This is a genomic window from Tepidibacillus sp. LV47 (assembly GCF_048381575.1).
GTDB lineage: Bacteria > Bacillota > Bacilli > Tepidibacillales > Tepidibacillaceae > Tepidibacillus.
In genome coordinates, this window is sequence record NZ_JBLWIF010000005.1 from 1 (window position 1) to 18,564 (window position 18,564).

Sequence of the window (18,564 nt, forward strand, 5' to 3'; positions counted from 1 at the left end):
AAGATAAACAGAATTTTTATTTTTTATCTGTCTACCTTAAGGGGAGCATATCAAAAATCAAGTCTGCCTTTACTTTGCATTTATGTTGGATTATTTCGATTCGCAGGTTCATAGGTAGGAATCGGTTTAAGTCGTGGCAATTCTTTTTCAAGTTGAGGAAAATAATAAGTCTTATATACCATTTGTACCACAGGCGAATTCCCTGATACCGACCATTGCCAATTAGCGAGATGAAAGATTCGTGTGGATTGATAAATATCCTGAACGAAATTACGTAATTGATTAAAATCTCCTCGTACAGTTAGGTTAATCTTTACCGTTTTTACACCAGAATCAGTGGTTTGACTTGGATTCCTATTGTTTTTTTTATCATTAGAGGAATCATTATGATTCATTTGCTTGTTTTCCTCATATTGCTGATGATCCTCAAAGTCTAAGGTAAGAATTTCGATTTTATTTTTCATCGCCACTTGATGAAAAAATTGTAAGATCTGCGCATTTCCGATTTCGGCAGGGAGGGCTTCTGCATATTTGGCGACATCATCGATTTTAGGTTCTCTTTTTATGCCCGTCATTTCTTGTTGAATTTTTTGTAGTAAACCTTTCTCTTTTGCAATTTCTTCGTTTAATCGCTTCAATTCTTTATTGAATCCTGCTGTCTTGTAAAAATAAAATCCACCCATAAAGATAAAAAAGACGAAAATCAACAATAATGCTTTACGTCCTTCCGTCATTTTTTATCCCCTCCCAACAAGGTATTGATCATGTAGAGCGATTCCTGATTTATTTTCACATTCAATAACACTTGAAAACGTCCACTTGTTGATTGATCTTGGGCCTGTGCATTTACAAAATCTACTTGCTCAATCCATTCTAATTGATTCAATAATTGAAGATATTGACCAATCGATTCTAATGAAGAAAAATCGCCTACCATTTTAATGGTTCCATCATCAGACCAGTTCATTTGGATAATACGGCCATTGCTAGGTAATCTTTTACTTAATTCATCGACGATCGGAACCCAGTTGATATCTGCTGCTTTTAAGCGAGTATATTCTTTTTGATAGGTTTTAATGAATTGTATAACTCGTTGTTCTTGATTTAACTGACTTTCTTTCGTTTCCCGTTCGCTTTTCAACTGTTGAAGTATGATTTTTTGTTTTTCTATTTGATTCGTCTTATACCAAATTTGAAAACCAACAAAAGCACTAAACAAGATAACGATGACACCTACGACAATAGCGATTTGAAAACGATATTTTTGCATTGTAGGCACTTGAGGTAATAAATTAATTTCCACGGTTGGTCACCTCTCTACAAAGTGTGCCTATTCCTTTGTCATAGCCACTCAAATCTTCAGACATTACTTTTGTAGATTTAGGTTGATAAATTAAAGGGTTTACCTCGATTTCCAATCTGTTTTGTAAATAAAGGTAAAAATTTTCATTCAACTTATGCTTTGACACGATCCAACAACTGTTAATCGCTTGGTCTCGGTTATTTAATGTATATTGGAAAAAATTCATCGCCCGTTCCATTTCATTTGCTAAGTCTAACACAAAAGATTGGTAGTATTCTTGAAATTGGATCCTCTCTAATAAAGCCTTGGCATTGATTGTTCCCTCGATTAATGAGGGTTCTTCAGTAAAATCCATTTGGATATGACGGGTAAACCATAAAATTCCTCGGTCGAAGATATGTAAGTCAACACCATGATTCATGATCTCAGCAATAATCATCGGCTCCTCTTTTCGTTCTGGATAATTCGTTTTAAACAAGCGATATAAACTCGTAGCAGGAATATCGACGCTTTTCACTTCAAATCCAACATCGACCAGTCCCTCAACAATCGGATAGATCATTTGACCTGGAGCAGCAACTAATACCACTTTACATCCCTCTTGACCATCATCTTTATACACTGCTTCCGTTGTTTTTACTTTGGCGATATCGATCACTGGCAATTCAAATGGTAGGTGAATGGTACTACCAATCTCATAATGAATCATTTGTTTTAACTCTTTTTCTGGGAGATTGGGCATGACATGTTGACGAACGATGACATTAGATGTTGGAATCACGACATGAACTTGTTTAGCTTTGATTTTATATGGCTTTACTGTTTCTTTTAGAAACCGTTTCCAACTTTCCTTGTCGACATGACCTGCTTCATTCATCAGCTTATTCTCCAATGAAAAAGCCTGGTGAATCTCAACAATTCGCTCTTGATTTAAGGTTACTTCTATGAAGCGAATCATTTTTTCTTCAAAACAAATAGCCAATTGGCGCATGTTTTTCATTAATCTTTTTTTTAATGCGGCGAACATGACATCCCCTCTCCATCTATTGCTTTTCTATATCTTTTTACTGTCATTTCTAGTTATATTCTACTTTCCAATCATAAATAAATAAGTCCTTTGCAATTTGTATCGATTTAGGGAATAGTATCTTTTCTCCGACAATACCCCCGTTAATTTTTATTGTTTTTTCAACATCACTACTACTTATTGGATAGTCCATCACGACATCCTGTTTCCCGATGACCCATCCATCGATTTCTGCTCCTTCATTGATTAAGATACTTAAACGATTTAATAATGACGGATCGTTTGCATAACTGTTCATATAAGAACTAGTATGATATGTTGTGTACTCTCCAATCCATGGTATAACGTAGTTTTGTGCAATAGTATCTCGAATAGAAGATTGATTCTGAATAATGTTCTTCCAGTTTTGATTTCCATTCCCTTTTGCGATTAGAATAATATTATTCCCATGAAGTTTTACAGGATGGTACTCCGGACTACTATTTAGAGATGATTTTGCCCCAATATAAATTCCACCATCAACAAGCACCAATAGATCATTTAAATGCTCAATCGTTACTCCTTCATCAATAATGAGATTTCCTTTTACATGGAGCCAACCATTTAATTGATCCGTATTTGTTTTTGTGATGTGTAGATCACTGGAATATTCTTTCATATTATAACGATCTTGATTATCCCGAATCTCATTTTCTAAGTGAGCGATTCCCTCAGCTACATTTCCTTCCGTTTTCTTTTCTATGGATAAATTTTCTCCGTAAAGGTTATTTAATTCCGTATTTGTCAATAAATTTCCTTTAGGATCTCTTTCATCTTTTGATTTGCTATCGACGTAATATATTTTGAATAACCATAAATCCAAATAAATGATATTGTATCCTGTTTTATATACATTTTTTGAGGATGGAGTCGTCATTTTGCCGTCCATTAGTTTTGGTCTAATTCCTAGATATTGATTATTTGAGGAACCATTGATCTGATCAGAGTCATAGAGTTTAATATCTTGTGAAGAATAGATATTACCAACTGATTCAATTTTATTTTTTAAAATCGCTTGATCATTTGTTTGCCAACTAAATTTCATAATCGGTGAACTCCATGAAGCTTTCCAATTATTAAAATTTACTTTTTCTTGGCCTAAAATCAATGGATCATTGCTATAAATCGAGTAATTAAAAAAAGGAATCGTTTGAAACTCGCGCGGCTTACTTTTATCCAATTTCACCGATATCGTTGCAGTAGCTTGAAGTTTATTGCTCCGATATGCATTTCCAATAGATTGAACAGTGATTGCGGTTCCATTATGATCCTTGATTTGTAAGGTGTATTGAAGTTTTGCTTGTGGGTCACTTGACGATACAACAATCGGTGTTGATGGAAAAATCACATTATGATCATTCTCAATTTGTTTCACCGCATGAATGATTCCTGCTTCTGCAGCATAATAGGCCTGTAACTTTAATTCATCTTTCAGAATATTTTCATGGTGAGTGATGCCAACATAGATAAGACTTATTCCTAATATACCGAACATCATTGCAAGAACCAACACCATCACAAGTGCCGCTCCTTGCTCATCACGAAACCATTTTTTCACCTGAATCATCGAACCTCACCCTCTTTCCAATCTACTCTTATGAAGCTTTCGTTCCTATATAAGAATAGGCTTTGATTTGAAAAGGGATCATTTGTTTCCCAGATTGAACTTGAAAATCTAACTGAATACCCACTTTCCCCATATTGATTATTCTTTGTGGTAGAAATGCAATGACATTTTTTAATAGAACGATCGACTGTGTTCCTTTTGTAAAGGTAATCGTTTTTGCTACAGAGTCATAGGCAAACAAAACCGTTGTTCCATCTTGTGTCAATTTAATTTGTTTATCATCCCCGCTAATTGTAATCTCACTACTATTTCGAACTTGATTAGAAAAAGTCTGGATAAAGAAGGAAGTCTCATCATTTTGAAAAGAACCATCACGAATTTCTCGATAAGCATGAAAAAATTGGAATTGCACCGTTGATATCGCAATGATGATCATGCTTAAAATCGTAATGACTGCTAGTAATTCAACCAATGTCACACCTGTTTGATCGGAAAGCCGAATCATGGTTTTGGCCTCCTCGCTTCGGAGATGATAAACGAGATTTGTCGCTCCGGTTTCACTTCTTTCCAAAACACTTCGACTTTTATTTTCACGAAATCCACATCCGTATCACTTGTTTTCATGAGAATTAAATATTGATATGATCCATCAATGGTGTTGTTGTCGACAATATAGTAATTCTGATCATCTGCTAAGTAGGCCGGCCCTTGGGCTAAAACATAACCAGCTTTATCATAGGTCATTAACCAATTTTGATTCGTCTTTGCCTCTTCCATTTTCTGCTGTGCAATCGTCAACGCTTTGACTTTTCGCTGATCTTCGATATAGTTGTTATAAGCATGACCAATCAGTAGAAACATTGGACCAACGATAATTGCTAGAATCGTAATCGCAGCTAATAATTCGACGAGCGTCATCCCAAGTTCATTATTCACTTTTTGTCTTTTCATTGGGATGCCCCCTTTTAAAGAAAACTTAATATAAACCTAAATACCATTGCCATATTTGATTTCCTAGGAAATAGGTAATCATAGTACCGATAAAAATAAATGGACCAAAGGGGATCATTTGCTTCCGTTTGATCATTCGAAGTAATAGCAAAAGTCCACCAATGATCGCTCCGATTCCTGTTGAGAGGAAAAGAGCTAGTAAGGTATTTTGCCATCCTAAGACCAAACCAATAAGAAAAAAGAGTTTGATATCCCCTCCGCCCATTCCACCTCGACTTATGATAGCAATAAGCAGTAACAATCCCCCGCCAATCAATGCTCCTAAGAGATAATGCAGGTAGGGTAAAGGATGGATGAATAGACGGAGGACAAGAAAAAATAGAATACCAGGATAAGTGATTTTATCAGGGATGATTTGATAGCGAATATCGCTTAATGTGACAACAATCATTACCATTGCAAACGGATAAGCGATATAAAGCTCTTTTGAAATTCCAAAAAAATAAGGAATTAGTAAAAAAATCACGAGAGTTAGGAATTCGCCAAAAGGATAAATGAGTGAGATCTTTGCCCCACAATAGCGACATTTTCCCCGTAAACCAAAATAGCTAAGAATCGGGATCAGGTCAAATACAGATAAACGATGATGGCAGGTAGGACAATGAGATGGAGGATAAACAATCGATTTTCCCTTTGGGATGCGTAAAGCGACAACATTAAGAAATGAACCGATGAATAAGGATAATAATATGTATAATGCCCAAAATAAAAGATTCATAGGGTTATACCTCTCAAAAATAAAATATAGGGTTCCCCTCCAAAATGGAGGGGAATTTCACTATGGATTAGTAATAGTTTAGTTTGTAGTAGTTGTTAAATCATCTTTGGTTATAGGGTCTGGCCCCGTATACCCCTTAGGTTTTTCTTTAAGAAATCCTTCGCTTACAAGCGTAGAAACTGCCACGCTATCTGGTGGGTTTGCATCACTGCTATGCTGAATGAAATACCTTTGAGCTGCATCAAGAACGATGGCCTTATCAGCTTCTCCTGCATTTTTTTTCGCTGTATCTATTTGATTCAAAACGACAGGCACAGCCACCGCCGCAATTATCCCTAAGATAACAATAACCGCTAATAGCTCAATTAACGTCACACCACGTTGGTTAGATAACTGTTTTCTAAATAAATTTCTATTCATCCTTCTCACCTCCCCATTCTTTTTTTATCTTTACTTTAAAATAATAATATCTTTTTAGTGGCCTGTAAGGATCGCACTCCAGGCCACGTGTTTGGAAAAGTTCTTACTTTCCGATCATGTCATAGATTCCAAACATCGGCATAATAACGGCAAGGATAATGGTTCCCACAATGACGGCCATCAAGACGATCAGTAATGGTTCGATTAATGATTTCAATTGATCCGTCATCGTATCTACATCATTTTCATAGAATTCAGCCACTTTGTTTAACATTTCATCAATTGCTCCAGATTCTTCGCCAACCGCGATCATATGGGTGACTAAAGGCGGAAAAACCCAATGATCTTTCAATGGTTCATGTAGGGATTTTCCTTGACGCAAACTCTCCCTTGCTTCCCGGATCGGACGAGCAACTGCCTCATTCTCCACTACTTGGCTTACCATTGTTAATGATTGCAGAATCGGTACTGCACTTTTTAATAGGGCGCTTAAGGTTCGAGCAAATCTGGCCATCGCTGCCTTTTGGATTAACTTGCCAAAGATCGGCAGTTTTAACTTAAGATAGTCGATATAATATCGACCTTGACCAGTTTTTTTGAATATGGCCAATCCAACTGTTATTAAAATGACGAGGATAAATATGACATACCAACCATCCACAATTATGTTACTGATCCCAATAATGATTCTTGTCGGTAGGGGTAGTTTAGCACCATAATCTTGATACAATTTGACAAAATTCGGTACAACCTTAAGCAAAAGGAAAATGGTAACCAATGTCGCCAAAATACTAATTACAATCGGGTAGGTCATAGCTGATTTGACTTTTGATCTCGTTTTATACTCCTTCTCAAAGAACTCAGCCACACTATTTAAGGTTTCGTCTAGATTACCAGCTGTCTCCCCTGCTCGGACCATATTGATAAAAATGGACGGAAATTCTTTCGGATGCTCTGCAAGTGTCGACGAAAAGGGTTCTCCATTTCGAAGACTATACTCAATCTGCTGAATCACTTTTCGAAATTGTTTATTTGTTGTCTGTTCACCAAGTATTCGCACCGAATCAACAATAGTGACACCAGATTTAATTAATGTTGCAAGTTGTCTTGTGAACACAACCAGTTCTTCAATCTTGACAACCTTGCCGAGGATAATCTCTTTCTGCAAAAAGGACATTTTATCCTGTTTGATATGTAATACATACATTCCTTGTTTCTTTAATTCCGCAATAGCAATCTCTTGTGAATTCCCTTCGATGGTCCCTTCTGTACGTATTCCTTTGTTATCAACAGCTATATATTGAAAACGGGCCACCTTGCTTCACCCACTTTATTCAGTTAAATATAATATTGTCTTGCTGTATATTCATCAATTTTTCCTTGTTTTACTAGTTGTTGAAGCGCCATTTCCATCGTTTGCATGCCGAAACTTTTTCCCGTTTGCATGACCGTTTGGATCTGATGAACTTTTTCCGAACGGATAAGATTGGCAACTGCAGGAGTGTTTATAAGAATTTCCATTGCGGCTACCCGACCTGATTCATCAATGGTTGGTAATAACCGTTGAGAAATGATTCCTAATAGCACCGATGCTAATTGCAAACGAATTTGTGGCTGTTGATGAGCAGGAAAGACATCAATGATTCGATCAATCGTATTCGCAGCCCCTGATGTATGTAATGTTGCTAAAACTAAATGGCCTGTCTCTGCAGCCGTAATCGCAGTTGAAATCGTTTCAAGATCTCGCATCTCACCGACTAGAATCACATCTGGGTCTTGGCGTAATGCAGCTCGCAAAGCTGTTGCAAAACTTGATGAATCGACGCCAATTTCCCGTTGATCGATCAATGATTTTCCATGTCGATGGAGATATTCAATAGGGTCTTCTAAGGTAATCACATGTTTATATTGGGTTTGGTTAATGTGATCGATCATTGCCGCAAGAGTGGTAGATTTCCCACTGCCAGTCGGACCGGTTACAAGAACAAGTCCTTGTGGTTTTTCGACAAGAGAATGAACTACATTAGGTACTCCCAAACTTTCCAATGAAGGAATTGTTGTTGGGATTACACGAATCGCAAGACTAACTGTTCCCCTTTGTTGGTACGCATTCACTCGAAAACGAGAGATTCCTGCTAAACCATAAGAGAAATCAATTTCTCCTTTTTGCAAAAAATCTTGATATTGGGCCTCTGTCGTGATTGCTTTTAGATAATTTACCGTGTCATTTGGTGTAAGAGGGGGAACATCAACCGGTGTTAATTTCCCGTTAATTCGATACGTTGGTTTTGCTCCGACGGTAAGGTGAAGATCAGAGGCTTTTTTTTCAAAAGCCTCTTTCATCAATTCCTCGATGGTATACATGGTTCATCTCCTTTAGTCCTTGGAGGTTGCTCGTATAACCTCTGAGATTGTTGTTAAACCTTGTTTCACTTTTTCAAGACCATCTTCAAACATTGTCGTAAATCCATTTTCTTTTAGGTATTGACGGTATACAGAATCAGGTTGTTTTTCAATCACCATCTGTTTCAATCGATCGTCTAAAATTAATAATTCTTGAATAGCGGTGCGTCCTCTATAACCGGTTTGATTACATTTGACACACCCTTTTCCTTTCAGAAGCTGTGTCACTTCGATCCGATATTCTTCAAGAATCTGCTTCTCTTCTACGCTTGGTTCATATGGAACAGCACAATCCGTACAGATTCTGCGCACCAATCGTTGACCGACAACACCTGTTACCGCAGATGATACTAAAAATGGTTCAATGCCCATATCGATTAAACGGGTAACTGTTGTGACGGCATCATTGGTATGGATCGTGCTTAAAACAAGATGTCCAGTCAAAGCCGCACGAATTGCAATTTCTGCCGTCTCCAGATCGCGAATCTCACCAACCATGATAATGTTTGGGTCTTGGCGAAGAATGGAACGTAATCCTCTTGCAAAGGTAAGGCCTGTTTTTTCATTTACTTGGACTTGGTTGATCCCAGCAATTCGATATTCCACTGGGTCCTCTACGGTAATAATATTGACATCTTCACGATTTAACTCATTTAATGCTGCATACAGTGTGGATGTTTTCCCACTACCTGTAGGCCCTGTGATTAGGATGATGCCATACGTCTTATGAATCATTTTCCGAAACTTTTCCGCATTGGTTTTGGAAAAACCAATTTGTTCGATTTGTTTAATAGCCTGACTTAAATCTAAGATCCGTAGTACGATTTTCTCACCATAAACAGTAGGTAATGTAGAAATTCGAATATCAATAGGGCGACCATCCACTTCTATCTGAATTCTACCATCTTGTGGCAAACGTTTTTCGGCAATATTTAATTGCGCCATAATTTTTAACCTTGACGTAATGATGCCTTGCATGTGTTTTGGCAAAAATTGTTCTGTGCGTATTTGACCATCAATTCGAAACCGTACCCTAAGTTCGTTTTCTTGGGGGTCAAAGTGAATGTCACTTGCTCGTTGTTTCACCGCATTTTGAATGATTTGGTTGACCATTCGGCTCACTGGAGCATCTTCGGATTGCAACTGTTCATCCATTTCTTCCTCTTTTGGAAGATTTTGCATAATCTCATTTACCGTTTCTTGAATCCCATAGTAACGATCAATCGCCCTAGATAATTCTTCTTTTGTCGCAATGACCGGTTCAATTTGAAAACCTGTGGTCATTCTTAAATCTTCAATTGAATAATAATCTAGGGGATCTGCCATCGCAATTACCAATTTATTTCCAATCTTTTTAATTGGAATCACTTGGTAATTAATTGCTAATTTTTCAGGGATAATCTGGATAAGATTACGATCGATTGGATAGCGGTAAAGGCTCACATGGGGAATTCCTAATTGAAATTCGAGGACCTCAATCATTTGTTGTTCGGTAACATAGCCTTTGTCAATCAGGATATCTCCTAGCCTTTTTTTTGATTTTTTTTGTTCATGAAGAGCTTCTTCAAGTTGAGCTTTGGTAATGATTCCCGCTTCGACAAGCAGATCACCAATGCGTTTTCTCATTTTCTTAGCAGGCATCATTTCCATTGGAATTTCTCCCTTTTTCATTTCTTGCATTGTTTGTGTATCATCCTTTTTTCCAAAAAATCACCGAACTGTTTTTCTTTCATCTTGAAGCCCCCTTTTTAGCAAAATAAGTCTAACTTCATAGGTCTATCATATCATTTCTTATTTTTATAGAGAATGAAATATTTTTGAAAAGTTATTTGATAATACAAAAAAAGTGACATGCGTTACGAGTCACTTTTTTGTGGAGAAATATTCTTTTCCGATTATATCGTAGCTTATTTTTTTTCTCTCTCTTTCTTTTTTTCCTTCCAAAACTCAGCGAGTTGATAAGCTACCTTCCAAATATCTCCTGCCCCCATTGTTAGGATGAGATCATTTGGTTTTGCCACTTCTTTTAAATATTCTAACACTTCTTCTTTAGTAGGGAAAAACTTCACATTTTCATTACTATTTTTCTTAATTAATTCAACCAACTTCTTTGCATCAATTCCTTCAATTTGTCGATCACCAGCAGGAGAATAAATATTGGTAATCACCACTTCATCGGCTTCGGAAAAAGCACGACTAAAGGCATCTAATAAGAAAAATGTCCTTGTGTATCGTTGGGGTTGAAAAACAGCAATAATGCGTTTCCCTGTTGCTTTTGCTGCACTAATTGTTGCTTGAATTTCGGTAGGATGGTGAGCATAATCGTCTATAACGGTCATTTGATTATACTCTCCAATCACTTGAAATCTTCGTTTCGCACCAGTAAATTCCTGTAAAGCCTCTGCAATTCCTGTAAACGAAATTCCTGTCTCTAATCCAACAACTAATGCAGCTAAAGCATTTAATACATTATGTTTACCAGGAACAGATAATTGGACCCTCCCTAGAGTCTTTCCTCGGTAGACTGCAGTAAAGGACGAGCTGCGATCGACAAATTGTAAATCCTTTGCCACCATGTCTGCCTTTTGATCTAGTCCAAAGGTGATGACTTTTCCCGTTAGTTCAGGTAACATCCCTTGAATCGAAGGATCATCATATCCTAATACAGCAAAACCATCGGGTTTTATCTGTTGTAAGAATGTAAAATAAGCCTTTTTCAAATTTTCAAATTTACCGTCATAGTTTTCTAAATGATCGGCTTCGATATTCGTCACAACGGCAATATAAGGATAATATTGTAAAAAACTACCATCACTTTCATCAGCTTCTGCTACGACAAAATCCCCTTTGCCAGCTTTTGCATTGCTCCCCATATTTATCACTTCTCCGCCAATGACAAAAGTAGGATCGAGATGATTTCTTTCCATGATTAAGGCAATCATCGAAGAAGTTGTAGTTTTTCCATGAGCACCAGCAACAGCGATTCCTTTTTTTGCATTTAATAAACGAGCGAGCATTTCCGACCTGTGAATAAGGGGAATATTTCGTCTTTCTGCCGCCAATAATTCTACATTATTTTTTGGGATATCGGTGGAAAAAACCACTAAATCTGCACCGGCGATGTTTGATTCTTGATGACCAATGAAAATATTAGCCCCCCTAGCACGGAGTTTTTCCGTGAGTTCCTTTTTAGCGATATCTGAGCCACTCACCTGATAACCCATATCAAGCATGACTCGTGCAATCGCGCTCATTCCATAGCCACCGATCCCAATAAAATGTACTCGTTGTGACTTATTCACCTTATTCACCAACCCTTTAACTCTTTTTATAATGTTCAAGTATATATTTCCTAACATCGGATATCAGATACAAAGAACCTGTAATTATGACTAAATCATCCTTATTTGCCTCTTGAATCGCCATATCAACTGCATCTTTCCAATTCTCTTGTACAAGAACATGGCTTGCCCCACCAATCGAATGAACGATTTTTGCCACTTCTAAAGCTTCCTTAGCCCGTGGAAACTTTGGTTCAGTAATGATCAGTTCATCCGCTAATGGCAGAAGTGGTTGATAAAATTGTTGAATCGCTTTATCTTTTAGAATCCCAGTGACTAAAATAAGCCGTTTGTAGTTAAATAAGTGAATCGCCTCAGCTAAACTTTCTGCTCCTTCTGGATTATGAGCACCATCTAAGATCACTAGAGGATTCTCTAACACCTTCTCAAGCCGACCAGGCCAAAAGGTATGCTTCATTCCAGTATAAACGGAATCTTCTTCAATGTAAAATGCATAATATTGACGTAATATTTCAAGGGTCATAAGTGCAATGGCAGCATTTTTGATTTGATGTGATCCAATCATGGAAATTTCAATGTTCGGCATAGTTAAGAATATATCTTGAAAATCGAATTTGCTTCCGCTATGATGTATTTTATTTATGACGGTGGAAAATTGTTCACCAAGCTGATAGACGGTAGCCTTTTTTGCCTTAGCCACTTCATAGATCACCGCTTTTGCTTCTTCTTGTTCCACACCTGACACAACAGGAACGCCCGATTTAATAATCCCTGCTTTTTCCTTTGCGATCTGTTTTAAATCACTTCCAAGATACTCCATATGATCATAGCCGATATTGGTAATGACGGATACAAGGGGATACACGACATTTGTTGAATCTAACCGTCCACCTAAACCTGTTTCCCAAATAATAATATCAGGTTTTGCGATTTGACTAAAATAGAGGATTGCAACCATGGTGATCACTTCAAACTCACTGGGACCACCTAACTCGCTTTGCTCTAACTCTTCAGCTAGGGGAATGACCTGGTTGAGGATAGCAACCAGATCTTTTCCCGAAATATCTTCACCATTCACTTGAATCCGATTGGTAAAATCAATTAAGTATGGTGATGTAAATGTACCAACGGTATACCCGCTTCTACGAAGGACATGGCTGATAAAGCTAACGGTTGAACCCTTTCCATTCGTTCCTGCTACATGAACAAACTTTAGATGGCGCTCTGGATGGCCAACCCGCTCTAACATCCATTCCATTCGCTCAAGACCAGGCTTTATTCCTACTTTCTCCCGGCCATGAATCCAAGAGATCGCTTCTTCTTTTGTTTTGACTAGAACGTTCCCCATTTTCCCCCATCCTCTTCAATATAGTATGATTTTACTAAATCTTTATGAATAGGAAAACACTCCTAAAAACGCCCTTTTTCTCGTTTAACCTTTTAATTCTTGAATCCTTGTCAGGACTTTTTCCCGTTTTTCAAGGTAATCCTTTTCTTTTTCTCTTTCTTTAGCTACAACATCAGCAGGAGCTTTGGAAATAAATCCTGAATTGGACAATTTCTTTTGAACTCGTTCTACTTCAAAGTTCAGTATTTCTAGTTCTTTTTCTAACCGTTTCATTTCCTGTTCAATATCGATTAATCCTGCTAATGGAAGATAGATTTCTGCACCGGTCACAACAGCAGACATGGCTTTTTCAGGTGGTTCTACATTCGTTGAAATCTCTAAAGTTTCGGGATTACAGAAACGCTCAATATAACGAATACCCTTATTTAAAACTGCCTTGTTTTCTTCATTCGTTGGTTTGATGATTAATTGAACCTTTTTACTTAATGGTACATTCACTTCAGCCCGAATATTACGAACAGAACGAATTACTTCCATTAATAAGGTCATCTCTTTTGCCGCTTGCTCATTGACGAATTCTTTACGGTATTCAGGCCATTTGGCTACGGAAATGCTCTCACCTTCATGAGGAAGATGTTGCCAGATTTCTTCCGTAATAAACGGCATATATGGGTGTAATAAGCGTAAGGTATGATCGAGAACATAGGTTAAGACGGATTTGGTTGTCTTTTTCGCTGTTTCATCATCCCCATATAAAGACAACTTGGATAATTCAATATACCAATCACAGAATTCATCCCAAATAAAGTGGGTTAAAATTCTTCCAGCCTCACCAAAATCATACTGATCTAATAAACGAGTGACATCCTTGATGGTTTCATTCAAGCGATGCAAAATCCAATGATCTGCTGTTGTTAATGGGCCACTAAGGTCCATATCTTCTATCTTGAAGTCACCTAAATTCATAATAGTAAAACGAGAAGCATTCCAAATCTTATTAGCAAAGTTGCGGGCCGCTTCCACCCGTTCAAAATGAAACCTGAGATCTTGCCCAGGTGTACTTCCTGTTGAGATCATGAAACGAAGTGCATCAGCACCATACTGCTCAATCACTTCGATGGGATCAATCCCGTTTCCAAGGGATTTGGACATTTTTCTCCCTTCACTATCTCTAACTAACCCATGAATATAAACTTCTTTAAATGGATTTTCGCCAGTGAACTCAAGGGCAGTGAAGATCATTCGAGCAACCCAGAAGAAAATAATATCATAACCAGTTACTAGAAGATTGGTTGGATAGTACCGGTTAAGATCAGCCGTCTTTTCAGGCCAACCCATCGTTGAAAATGGCCACAAGGCAGAACTGAACCAAGTATCTAAAACATCTTCGTCTTGTTTTAAATGGTCATGACCGCAACTTGTACAAGTCGTTGGATCCTCCATAGAAACAATCGTCTCCCCACAATTTTCACAATACCATGCAGGGATACGGTGTCCCCACCAAAGTTGTCTAGAAATACACCAATCGCGAACATTTTCAATCCAATTGAGATAGATTTTTTCAAAGCGTTCAGGTACGAACTGTACCCCATTGCCACTCTTTTGCCGTTTGATCGCTTGTTCAGCTAGAGGCTTCATTTTTACAAACCATTGTGTCGATAAATATGGCTCGATCACCGCTCCCGTACGTTGACTGTGGCCAACTGAATGAATGTGTTCTTCAATTTTAAACAAAACACCTTGTTCTTGAAGGTCTTTGACGATTTGTTTTCGACACTCAAAACGGTCAAGTCCTTGATATTTGCCTGCATTTTCGTTCATCCTGCCCGCTTCATCCATGACAAGGATTCTTGGTAAATTATGACGCAAGCCAATTTCAAAGTCATTGGGGTCATGAGCAGGAGTAATCTTCACAGCACCGCTACCAAATTCGCGATCCACATACTCATCGGCAATGATTGGTATTTCTCTACCTACAATTGGAAGAACCACTGTTTTACCAATTAAGTGTTGATACCTCTTATCTTCTGGATGGACAGCAACAGCAGTATCTCCTAACATCGTTTCTGGACGAGTGGTTGCAACAACAATATAACCACTTCCGTCCTTTAAAGGATACCGCATATGATAGAGGGCACCTTTGATTTCCTTATACTCTACTTCAATGTCTGATAGAGCAGTTCTTGCTTCAGGATCCCAGTTGATGATATATTCTCCACGATAGATAAGACCTTTCTCATAGAGGCTAACAAACACTTTGCGAACGGCTTTTGAAAGTCCTTCATCAAGGGTAAAGCGCTCACGAGAATAATCAAGAGACAAACCTAATTTTGCCCATTGCTCATGGATACGGTTCGCATACTTTTCTTTCCATTCCCAAACATGTTCGAGAAATTTTTCCCGACCAAGTTCATGACGGCTGATCCCTTCTTGGCGAAGTTTGGCTTCTACCTTTGCTTGAGTCGCAATCCCTGCATGGTCGGTTCCAGGCAACCAAAGGGTATCATAACCTTGCATTCTTTTCATTCGAACAATGATATCCTGCAATGTAAAATCTAATGCATGTCCAATATGTAACATCCCTGTAACGTTTGGGGGTGGAATCACAACGGAATAGGGTGGTTTGCTTAGGTCTTTTCCTGCTTGAAAGAAATCATGTTCTAACCAAAACTGACTCCATTTTTTTTCTATATCTTTTGGATCATAAGTTGTAGAAATTTGCAATTCGAGATTTTCCGCCATTTCTTACTCCTCCATTTTTTTAAGTCTTTTTCATGTTGGATTTACACGTGTTTATTTAGATTTGGGTATTGTAAAAGCAGCGACTTTTGGGAGTGTATTTATATTAAATAAAAAACTCTTTTCATCTCAAAGGACGAAAAGAGTTCGCGGTACCACCTTTGTTCATGAGAAGATCCCTCTCTCATGCACTCAATCTGATAACGGAATGATTCCGATCCATTTTACTCCTACTTCAAATGGATAACTACAGGGCGACCTTCAGTAACTTTTCCTTGGGAAACCTTTCAGCCAAGAGTTTCCCTCTCTTAAAGGAAAGGGTTACTTACTCCTCCCGATCATCGTTTTTTAAAAGTATCTTTGTAGAATATTTATTCGTTTATCTAATATTGTAAACAGTATTCTATCTAAAGTCAAATCCCCTTCCAATCTGAGATCAAGGGAACGGATATACAAATTTTAGCATAACATATGGATAGAAATCTTGGTAGGAGTGAGTACCATGAATAAATACAAAAAATTTCGCGAAGCATTTCGCGTGATTTTATTCCCTTTAATTGTTCTTCAGTTTTTACGAACGGTATTCTTTCCAACACCTTTTGACGTGTTTATCCTATTTTTATTTTTTATCGTCTATATTAGCATTATGATGAACATCATTTGAGATATTGATCAATAAACCAAATCAATTCTCGCATCTGTGCCCAGCGAACCTGTAGTTTCTTTAGATCATGTTCTTCCGATCCATGTTTTCCTTTCTCTTCATATTTTTTGATGAAAGAAAACATCCGTTCAGGGAAAAGGAGAAAAATAGCTAGCAAGCTTTTTTCTGCTTGGTTTAAAGGCATAATGTTTTGATAAGCTTCTAACCACTCAAAAGCCCAGGTACGGTTTTCCTTATTTAAAATATATCGGCGTATAAATGGGGCGATATCCCGAACAGGGGTGTCATAAGAGACTCCATGAAAATCTAACACGACGATTTTCTCTTGATGAAGGATTAAGTTTCGATGATGATAATTCCCATGACAAATGGTTCTTCTTAAGTCCCTAATCGAATGATATTCAATCACCCATTGCTCTAATTGTTCAATCGCTTCTTCAGCCCAGTCTTTTAAAAAAGGAATATAGGTAGATAGTACATGTTCAAATGTCGTTAAACCTGACTTTCGTTTTAATTGTTTGTGGTATTTTTTGATCCAGATCATTCGCTGTTTCCAAGTATTTAGAATCTGAATTTCATTCATACTTGGGTAATGAGAAGAATTCCGAGGTGAAAAATTTAATCCCAATTTGTGCAGTTTGGCCATAACCATTATGGCTGCTAAAAAGTGGGGATGAGAATTAAGTTTTAGATGTTTCCCCTCTACCCATTTTTTTACATAGACAAGCCCATCTTTCACAGGTATATAAGGATCGCCAAATTTATTTTTGACGATTTGATTCACTAAAAAATTTTGAGTGTCTAAATACCCTAATACTTCAATCATACGATCGAGTTGATCTGGTTTCATCTTTGTTTTTTTTACGGAAAATTCTCCTAATTGAGTGGTAAGTTTAATAGTAGAATGGTGCATTTCAGCTTTTTCTATCAAAAAATCGTATTCCTGAAATACGTGGGGATGGATACCTGTCCTTTCTAGGCCATTTATATGTGACATCATTAGGCCCCCTTTAAAAGCAGTGTTTATGGGTTGAGGGTTGCACTAAAGTCGAAAATATTGATAAAGTGTACGATATAATTGCTCTAGTTGTTTTTGTAAATCGATCAATTGAAAATATTGTTGTTCATCTATAAATCTCTTTTGCTGTAAACCACTTAAATAGCACATGTATAGAAATTTCCAAAGATGATGGGGAAATGTGATATAGGTTAGAATCCACAGTTTCTCCTCTTTATCTAGTGGCATCATCTCTTGATAGCCTTCGAGAAATTGGAATAACGACTTCTCTTGATACTCTGCCTTCAAATATAAGTGAACAAGGAATTTCGCAACGTCATACGCTGGTATATCATAAACTGGAATCCCAAAATGGATGAGCCATGGTTCTTGATACGTATCGATGCGAAACCATTTTAATTCCAAATTCCCGTGGCATAATTGGGGCTGTCTACCGGAGTGAAAGCTGATTTTTTCCACTTGGTTTGCCATTAAAATACTCTGCACTACCTGTTGCAGATGTGAATCAAGGTAGGATAATACCGTTTCATCAAAAGAATTTTTTTTACTTTTTGCGGTAATCTTGTCCTTGATCTGACGTAAATGTTGTAAACCACGATCAAATTGAATCGACCATGGTTCAAAGTCTTGGTCTGTATGAATTTTTTCCAAACTCAAGTGGAGTTTTGCGATTTGTTTCCCTAGTCTTTTCAGATCATTTTCATTGGTTACTTGCGGGATTCGACCATCGATCCAATCTGTAATGACTAGATATTCATCACCATTAAGAATATATGGCTCACCTGATGTGGTACGAATAAACCGATCAATGGTCCGAAAACCGCTATAGGCTAATTGTTCACGAAGGTGAAAGGCGCTAGAAAGTGTTTCATCATCATTCCAGACCTTTACCAATTTAATCCCCCGATTGGTATATAGTTTATAGCTACCTTGGTAGTGATCCCATTTCTCGATGTTTAAATCGTAATTTTCTTTGATCCGATCAAGTAGAAGATATTGGGTCAT

General features: G+C 37.5%; 17 protein-coding genes and 1 other annotated feature. Of the genes, 1 reads left to right on the forward strand and 16 read right to left on the reverse strand.

Features of this window, described 5'->3' with window-relative positions; genetic code table 11:
* Window positions 1-80 precede the first annotated feature (80 nt).
* The 14 genes from ACMW72_RS07105 to ACMW72_RS07170 form a co-directional block, all read right to left on the reverse strand.
* Window positions 81-734: a hypothetical protein gene (locus tag ACMW72_RS07105; RefSeq protein ID WP_418368156.1), complete on the reverse strand. Its 654-nt coding sequence runs from the start codon at window positions 732-734 to the stop codon at window positions 81-83.
* A complete protein-coding gene (locus ACMW72_RS07110) occupies window positions 731-1,303 on the reverse strand; it encodes a PilN domain-containing protein (RefSeq protein WP_418368157.1) in 573 nt (190 codons plus the stop codon). Before ACMW72_RS07110 ends, ACMW72_RS07105 begins: the two co-directional genes overlap by 4 nt.
* Window positions 1,293-2,330: a type IV pilus biogenesis protein PilM gene (pilM, locus tag ACMW72_RS07115; protein WP_418368158.1), complete on the reverse strand. Its 1,038-nt coding sequence runs from the start codon at window positions 2,328-2,330 to the stop codon at window positions 1,293-1,295. Before pilM ends, ACMW72_RS07110 begins: the two co-directional genes overlap by 11 nt.
* A gap of 49 nt (window positions 2,331-2,379) precedes the next feature.
* On the reverse strand, window positions 2,380-3,936 hold the full coding sequence (locus tag ACMW72_RS07120; protein ID WP_418368159.1) for a pilus assembly PilX N-terminal domain-containing protein: 1,557 nt from the start codon (window positions 3,934-3,936) through the stop codon (window positions 2,380-2,382).
* 28 nt (window positions 3,937-3,964) lie between these two features.
* The gene (locus tag ACMW72_RS07125) at window positions 3,965-4,441 is read right to left on the reverse strand and encodes a prepilin-type N-terminal cleavage/methylation domain-containing protein (RefSeq protein WP_418368160.1); all 477 of its coding nucleotides are present in this window, start codon (window positions 4,439-4,441) and stop codon (window positions 3,965-3,967) included.
* Window positions 4,438-4,887 (reverse strand): type IV pilus modification PilV family protein, encoded by a 450-nt coding sequence (locus tag ACMW72_RS07130; protein ID WP_418368161.1) that lies wholly within the window; start codon window positions 4,885-4,887, stop codon window positions 4,438-4,440. Before ACMW72_RS07130 ends, ACMW72_RS07125 begins: the two co-directional genes overlap by 4 nt.
* A gap of 25 nt (window positions 4,888-4,912) precedes the next feature.
* Entirely contained in the window at window positions 4,913-5,665 is a 753-nt protein-coding gene (locus ACMW72_RS07135) for a prepilin peptidase (RefSeq protein ID WP_418368162.1), read from the reverse strand.
* A 78-nt stretch (window positions 5,666-5,743) separates the two neighbouring features.
* A complete protein-coding gene (locus tag ACMW72_RS07140; protein WP_418368163.1) occupies window positions 5,744-6,085 on the reverse strand; it encodes a competence type IV pilus major pilin ComGC in 342 nt (113 codons plus the stop codon).
* Window positions 6,086-6,188: 103 nt separating this feature from the next.
* Window positions 6,189-7,400 carry a type II secretion system F family protein gene (locus tag ACMW72_RS07145; protein ID WP_418368164.1) on the reverse strand — a complete coding sequence of 404 codons (1,212 nt, stop codon included), beginning with the start codon at window positions 7,398-7,400 and terminating at the stop codon, window positions 6,189-6,191.
* Between the two features lie 23 nt (window positions 7,401-7,423).
* Window positions 7,424-8,449: a type IV pilus twitching motility protein PilT gene (locus tag ACMW72_RS07150; RefSeq protein WP_418368165.1), complete on the reverse strand. Its 1,026-nt coding sequence runs from the start codon at window positions 8,447-8,449 to the stop codon at window positions 7,424-7,426.
* A 12-nt stretch (window positions 8,450-8,461) separates the two neighbouring features.
* Window positions 8,462-10,129 carry a GspE/PulE family protein gene (locus ACMW72_RS07155; protein ID WP_418368318.1) on the reverse strand — a complete coding sequence of 556 codons (1,668 nt, stop codon included), beginning with the start codon at window positions 10,127-10,129 and terminating at the stop codon, window positions 8,462-8,464.
* Between the two features lie 266 nt (window positions 10,130-10,395).
* Window positions 10,396-11,790: a UDP-N-acetylmuramate--L-alanine ligase gene (murC, locus tag ACMW72_RS07160; protein WP_418368166.1), complete on the reverse strand. Its 1,395-nt coding sequence runs from the start codon at window positions 11,788-11,790 to the stop codon at window positions 10,396-10,398.
* 16 nt (window positions 11,791-11,806) lie between these two features.
* Window positions 11,807-13,138, reverse strand: a complete 1,332-nt coding sequence (locus tag ACMW72_RS07165; RefSeq protein ID WP_418368167.1) for a bifunctional folylpolyglutamate synthase/dihydrofolate synthase — start codon at window positions 13,136-13,138, stop codon at window positions 11,807-11,809.
* An 84-nt stretch (window positions 13,139-13,222) separates the two neighbouring features.
* Window positions 13,223-15,880: a valine--tRNA ligase gene (locus tag ACMW72_RS07170; RefSeq protein ID WP_418368168.1), complete on the reverse strand. Its 2,658-nt coding sequence runs from the start codon at window positions 15,878-15,880 to the stop codon at window positions 13,223-13,225.
* 126 nt (window positions 15,881-16,006) lie between these two features.
* Window positions 16,007-16,228: a binding site (T-box leader), on the reverse strand.
* A 151-nt stretch (window positions 16,229-16,379) separates the two neighbouring features.
* Between ACMW72_RS07170 and ACMW72_RS07175 the strand changes: the two genes are divergently transcribed.
* Window positions 16,380-16,541, forward strand: coding sequence for a hypothetical protein (locus tag ACMW72_RS07175; RefSeq protein WP_418368169.1), 162 nt, complete (start codon window positions 16,380-16,382; stop codon window positions 16,539-16,541).
* Here ACMW72_RS07175 and ACMW72_RS07180 read toward each other — a convergent pair.
* On the reverse strand, window positions 16,534-17,538 hold the full coding sequence (locus ACMW72_RS07180) for a phosphotransferase (protein WP_418368170.1): 1,005 nt from the start codon (window positions 17,536-17,538) through the stop codon (window positions 16,534-16,536). The two genes, ACMW72_RS07175 and ACMW72_RS07180, sit on opposite strands and share 8 nt — an antisense overlap.
* Window positions 17,539-17,583: 45 nt before the next feature.
* On the reverse strand, window positions 17,584-18,564 hold the full coding sequence (locus ACMW72_RS07185; RefSeq protein WP_418368171.1) for a phosphotransferase: 981 nt from the start codon (window positions 18,562-18,564) through the stop codon (window positions 17,584-17,586).

Coding starts and splice junctions, on each gene's coding strand:
- ACMW72_RS07120 (WP_418368159.1), bottom strand. CDS start 3,936: ATGATTCAGGTGAAAAAATGGTTTCGTGATGAGCAAGGAGCGGCACTT.
- ACMW72_RS07125 (WP_418368160.1), bottom strand. CDS start 4,441: ATGATTCGGCTTTCCGATCAAACAGGTGTGACATTGGTTGAATTACTA.
- ACMW72_RS07140 (WP_418368163.1), bottom strand. CDS start 6,085: ATGAATAGAAATTTATTTAGAAAACAGTTATCTAACCAACGTGGTGTG.
- ACMW72_RS07105 (WP_418368156.1), bottom strand. CDS start 734: ATGACGGAAGGACGTAAAGCATTATTGTTGATTTTCGTCTTTTTTATC.
- ACMW72_RS07185 (WP_418368171.1), bottom strand. CDS start 18,564: ATGACCCAATATCTTCTACTTGATCGGATCAAAGAAAATTACGATTTA.
- ACMW72_RS07175 (WP_418368169.1), top strand. CDS start 16,380: ATGAATAAATACAAAAAATTTCGCGAAGCATTTCGCGTGATTTTATTC.
- ACMW72_RS07165 (WP_418368167.1), bottom strand. CDS start 13,138: ATGGGGAACGTTCTAGTCAAAACAAAAGAAGAAGCGATCTCTTGGATT.
- ACMW72_RS07170 (WP_418368168.1), bottom strand. CDS start 15,880: ATGGCGGAAAATCTCGAATTGCAAATTTCTACAACTTATGATCCAAAA.
- ACMW72_RS07155 (WP_418368318.1), bottom strand. CDS start 10,129: ATGCCTGCTAAGAAAATGAGAAAACGCATTGGTGATCTGCTTGTCGAA.
- ACMW72_RS07180 (WP_418368170.1), bottom strand. CDS start 17,538: ATGTCACATATAAATGGCCTAGAAAGGACAGGTATCCATCCCCACGTA.
- pilM (WP_418368158.1), bottom strand. CDS start 2,330: ATGTTCGCCGCATTAAAAAAAAGATTAATGAAAAACATGCGCCAATTG.
- ACMW72_RS07135 (WP_418368162.1), bottom strand. CDS start 5,665: ATGAATCTTTTATTTTGGGCATTATACATATTATTATCCTTATTCATC.
- ACMW72_RS07130 (WP_418368161.1), bottom strand. CDS start 4,887: ATGAAAAGACAAAAAGTGAATAATGAACTTGGGATGACGCTCGTCGAA.
- ACMW72_RS07150 (WP_418368165.1), bottom strand. CDS start 8,449: ATGTATACCATCGAGGAATTGATGAAAGAGGCTTTTGAAAAAAAAGCC.